Origin of the sequence: Photobacterium sp. OFAV2-7, from assembly GCF_022347985.1 — a bacterium.
Taxonomy (GTDB): domain Bacteria; phylum Pseudomonadota; class Gammaproteobacteria; order Enterobacterales; family Vibrionaceae; genus Photobacterium.
The window spans coordinates 1-4388 of record NZ_JAKRFQ010000413.1; the positions used below are offsets into that span (position 1 = coordinate 1).

The window sequence follows — 4388 nt, forward strand, 5'->3', positions numbered from 1 at the left end:
AGAGAGTTTTGCTCGTCCCTTTTAAATATCATGATGTTCAATCATCTTATCAAGCCTCAGGCCCTATTTTCATTCGCGAAAATGCTGAAACAACTGAGTTGGAAATTAACGAGATACCTGAAATATTAGCAGAAAGGTTGCTGTCAGTGAGGGCATATAATATCAAGAACTTGATGATTTATGCAGAAACCGTACAAGGTGCAGAATTGGAAAATGCTATCCGTAATCAGTTTTTAAATAGTGAAGTCACATACCTGCAAATTCATAATGCAAACCCTGGTTGCTTCAATTGTAACGTGCACCGAGCCTAGCAAGCGTTCGAGGTTTCAAAATACTTCTCTTATCCCAATTAGCCAAGTTAGCTTTAATACTCTAACTTGGTTTGTCCAAAAGCTTCGGATTTGGGGGTACCAACACATTGCTGATCTTCCAACGCGTTGAACTTTTATAGACCATTCATAGGTAGCTAATCGAGTGTGGTGGCCGTGATAGTTGGACTTAAAAGTGACAGAATTTACTCTATTGAATATATAGACTGATATGATTCTCGCTTTTTCAATGACTAAGCAACATTTAGCCGTATAACTTCTGGATGAGTTATTGCAGGCTTCCTGCTAGTCGATGTTAAACATAGTATTTTTTGAAGTTTACCATTCTATTTGAATGAGAAAGATGACATGTTATCGAGATGAAAGGCGGCTATTAGCCGTAGAGATATCGTTAGGCTTACAGGTTAAAAAATGGATATAAATTTACGCAAAGCACAAGAAAGTGATGTTGATTTTCTGCTCGATCTGCGCGTGGCAACGATGAGAGAGTATTTGGAAAAAGACGGTATACCTTGTACAAATGAGGAAAATTTGCATCGCATCAAACACAATTTTGATGACGCAAAAATAATAGAAGTTGATGGACAAATGGCTGGATTGTTCAAAGCCTCCTATTTAGATGATCGAAACCAATGGCATCTGTTTCAGGTTCAAATTCATCCCAATTTCCAAAACATGAAAATAGGTAGTCACCTCATTAAAGAGCTAATAAAAGTTGCTAAAGAGCAAGGGAAAAGTGTAGGTTTGAGCGTGCTAAAAAGTAACCCGGCATACAACCTATACGATAAACTTGGCTTTCAAATAATAGAAGATAATGAGCACGAATACGAAATGGAACTCAAAGCCTAACATGAGTATAAACTTCTAACCTACTTCCTAATCAAACTAAGTAAGCTAGAGCAAAGTCTCTAGCTTAGTTTTATCCCATGACGTGTCAGCTTTGTATCGGCTGACATGTGACGTCATGCTCCCTCAGTAATGACAGATGGCAGCTTACACTTGTCTGAAGGCTGCCCGATTAGGTCAAGTCACCATTCAAATTAATTTGGCCGAGAATGAGCCAAGTCAACTATCTGATTAACAGAAATTTGTTCCATTTCAGGTTCGTTTATTCTCTTTAAACAGGCGTTCCCGCTTCGTCTTCTTCGACAATGTCGGTTTCTAAACTTGCCTCAGTCAGCCACCTTTGTACGGCCGGGCTGTTGAGTAGCTTTTGTTGATAGAGCTTAGCTTTGTCAGACAGTGCAATGTCGTAGGTTTGTATCCGCAGGGCGACTGGGGCATACATAGCATCTGCTATCGACCATCCACCAAATAACCAGCCGTCAGGGTATTGTTCCATTTGCTCTGACCAAATTGCATCTATTCGCGCGATGTCTTTAACGGCTCCCTCGCTGAGGGTGATCTTCCTTTTGGCGCGGCAGTTCATCGGTAGCTCATTGCGGATATCAAAGAAGCCGGAATGCATCTCAGCCGAAATAGCGCGCGCTTTGGCTCTTTCTTTTGCCGAGCTTGGCCAGGCTTTACCACCAAGGTATGTCTCGTTGATGTACTCAAGAATGGCGAGTGAGTCCCATACAGTCACATCATTATCAACTAAGGTTGGGACTTTGGCCGTTGGTGCGATGTTCTCAAGAGTGCGGTAGAAGTCTTTGGTAAACAATTTCAGCTTGATGATATCTACCTCTACGTCAAACTGCGAGAAGATAAGCCAGGCACGCAATGACCAGGAGGAATAGTTCTGGTTGCCGATATAAAGTTGCATTAATGTCTCCTTACGTATTTTTCTTGATGATGTGTTTTTAGCTTAAGAGATTGTTTTATTAAGCACTAACGGATAGTTTTGATGGATTACATTAATAAAACCGATGGATAGCAAAGCCCAGTATGGATATTGATGCGCTGAGAAGTTTTCTCGCTTTTGTCGAAACAGGCAGCTTTACCCGCGCCGCGAAACAGATAAATCGCACTCAGTCAGCGTTTAGCGCTCAGATGCGCAAGCTTGAAGATGAACTGAGTGTCAGCTTGTTCGAGAAGGAAGGCCGTAATTTGGTGTTAAGTGAAGCAGGCCTTGAACTGCGTGCTCATGCAGAGCAGTTAGTCGCCTTACACAATAAAGCGCTATATCAGGTCAAACGTTATGAAGATAAGCGTCCCTTTCGCCTTGGTTGTCCCGAAGACTACAACGACATCATTCTGCCAAAAGCGATCCGGGCGCTTAAACAAGCAGAGCCGACGTGCTCAATTCAGGTATTCAGCCAGCCAAGTGTCACGCTCAGAGAGTGGTTGGATGACGATAAAATTGATGCTGCGATTCTTACCCGTGCTCCTGATAGCGAAGAAGGGCATTGGCTGGCCAATGATCAGGGAGTCTGGATTGCCAGCAAGGATTTCGAAATTGACGATGTGCAGCCCATTCCGCTGGCCTTATTCCAATCGGACTGTAAGTACCACGCTGCAGCCATCGACGGTCTGACCAAGAGAGGTACTCCTTATCAGCTACTTGCGTGCTGCAATACGGCCTCAGCGCAGCGTGCTATCGTTCGGGAAGGTATGGCAATCGGTGCGATGGGAAGAATTAGCGTTACTGACGATCTGAAAATTCTCGATAACATGCCAGTCCTTCCATCGGTGGATATTGTGCTGGTGCTAGGCGCCCGGTCACATCCATTAATGAACAAAGAGTGTCTTGAGCAGTTGATGGGCTAACGCGCTATGGAATGGTTTGATGCTAATTCTTGTGAGGCGGTGTTTCGTCATCTCGTAGCGTGAGGACCTCGTAACCAGAATTCGTCACCAAAATGGTATGCTCTGATTGAGCTGACAGCTTCTTGTCTCGCGTGATGACAGTCCAACCGTCTTTTTTTGTTTTAACTTTGGCTGCACCTTGGTTCACCATAGGTTCTATCGTGAAAACCATGCCCTCTTTGAGCTTGAGCCCTTGGTTTGGCAGACCGTAATGAAGTACTTGTGGATCTTCGTGCATCTCCTGGCCAATGCCATGACCGCAGTACTCTCTTACAATACTGTAGCCGTAGCGCTCGGCATATTGCTGAATAGCATGGCCAACATCACCAAGTCTGGCTCCAGGTTTAACCTGTTCAATACCGGCCCACATTGCGTCGTATGTGACTTTAACGAGCTTTTTTGCCAACGGTGTAGCATCTGGCATTACATACATTTTGCTGGAGTCGGCAATATAACCATCTTTTTCCAGCGTAATGTCCAGGTTAATGATATCTGTGCTTTTCAGTAACTGGTTTGTGTTGGGGACACCATGGCAGACGACTTCATTAATCGATGAGTTTAAAACAAACTGATAGCCATATTGGCCTTTGCTTGCGGGGCGAGCATTCAACTCATTAACAATAAAGTTCTCTACTTTGTCGTTAATGTCCATGGTGGAGATGCCTGGTTTTACATACGCATCCAACATATGAAATGTCTGCGCAAGCAGCTTGCCAGCATTGCGCATTAAATTAATTTCGGTAGCCGATTTTATTTTCACACTATTATTCATTGGTGCTTCCTTTCTCTATCGCTGCTTTTGCCACTGAGACATCGGCTGATTTCATCAGCTCTGAGACTATCTGGTTGAATGATAGTTGTGGGTGCAGCTCAGCGAGCATGCCAATTCTTATCCAGAACTCTGCTTGTGAATTGATAGAACGAGACATAACAGAACTTGCTTTTCTTATTTCTTCATGAAGCTCTTCAGAAATCTTCACAATACCCATTGATATATAATCCATATATAAAACATATTCTGATTGTATCTTGTGGTATTGTGGAGTCAAGCACCATGAGTTAAGTTACCTCGTGTTCAAATCAACCAGTTGCTGTTGTATGGCCAAATAGAAGGGTCATTTGCGGGACAAAAATGAGTTAGTAGTTACACTCTATGTTGAAAGCGTGCACTCAGAGGTGTTTATCATCAAAACAATGGTGTTTTTTTGTCAATTATAAATAGTCCAACTCTTTAAATTGATATAAAGTAGCCGCTCAAATTTCCATTAAAATCAGAATTATGAGCGACGTATTTAAAACACTATTGAACTT

Annotated in this window: 6 protein-coding genes; 3 read left to right on the top strand and 3 right to left on the bottom strand. The window is 42.8% G+C overall.

Annotated features, from left to right (window positions below):
• The coding region (locus tag MHN01_RS17900) for a DUF1203 domain-containing protein (RefSeq protein ID WP_239412583.1) at window positions 1-311 on the top strand (311 nt) is incomplete at its 5' end.
• A 429-nt stretch (window positions 312-740) separates the two neighbouring features.
• A complete protein-coding gene (locus tag MHN01_RS17905; protein WP_239412584.1) occupies window positions 741-1178 on the top strand; it encodes an N-acetyltransferase in 438 nt (145 codons plus the stop codon).
• A 268-nt stretch (window positions 1179-1446) separates the two neighbouring features.
• Here MHN01_RS17905 and MHN01_RS17910 read toward each other — a convergent pair whose 3' ends face one another.
• Complete coding sequence (locus MHN01_RS17910) at window positions 1447-2094, bottom strand: glutathione S-transferase family protein (protein WP_239412585.1); 648 nt, start codon at window positions 2092-2094, stop codon at window positions 1447-1449.
• Between the two features lie 122 nt (window positions 2095-2216).
• Between MHN01_RS17910 and MHN01_RS17915 the strand changes: the two genes are divergently transcribed.
• Complete coding sequence (locus MHN01_RS17915; RefSeq protein WP_239412586.1) at window positions 2217-3038, top strand: LysR family transcriptional regulator; 822 nt, start codon at window positions 2217-2219, stop codon at window positions 3036-3038.
• Between the two features lie 22 nt (window positions 3039-3060).
• On the opposite strand, the gene map is transcribed toward MHN01_RS17915, so the two are convergent.
• The gene (gene map / locus MHN01_RS17920) at window positions 3061-3849 is read right to left on the bottom strand and encodes a type I methionyl aminopeptidase (RefSeq protein ID WP_239412587.1); all 789 of its coding nucleotides are present in this window, start codon (window positions 3847-3849) and stop codon (window positions 3061-3063) included.
• Entirely contained in the window at window positions 3842-4066 is a 225-nt protein-coding gene (locus tag MHN01_RS17925) for a ParD-like family protein (RefSeq protein ID WP_239412588.1), read from the bottom strand. Before MHN01_RS17925 ends, map begins: the two co-directional genes overlap by 8 nt.
• Window positions 4067-4388: the final 322 nt, after the last annotated feature.

Coding starts and splice junctions, on each gene's coding strand:
- MHN01_RS17910 (WP_239412585.1), bottom strand. CDS start 2,094: ATGCAACTTTATATCGGCAACCAGAACTATTCCTCCTGGTCATTGCGT.
- MHN01_RS17905 (WP_239412584.1), top strand. CDS start 741: ATGGATATAAATTTACGCAAAGCACAAGAAAGTGATGTTGATTTTCTG.
- MHN01_RS17915 (WP_239412586.1), top strand. CDS start 2,217: ATGGATATTGATGCGCTGAGAAGTTTTCTCGCTTTTGTCGAAACAGGC.
- MHN01_RS17925 (WP_239412588.1), bottom strand. CDS start 4,066: ATGGGTATTGTGAAGATTTCTGAAGAGCTTCATGAAGAAATAAGAAAA.
- map (WP_239412587.1), bottom strand. CDS start 3,849: ATGAATAATAGTGTGAAAATAAAATCGGCTACCGAAATTAATTTAATG.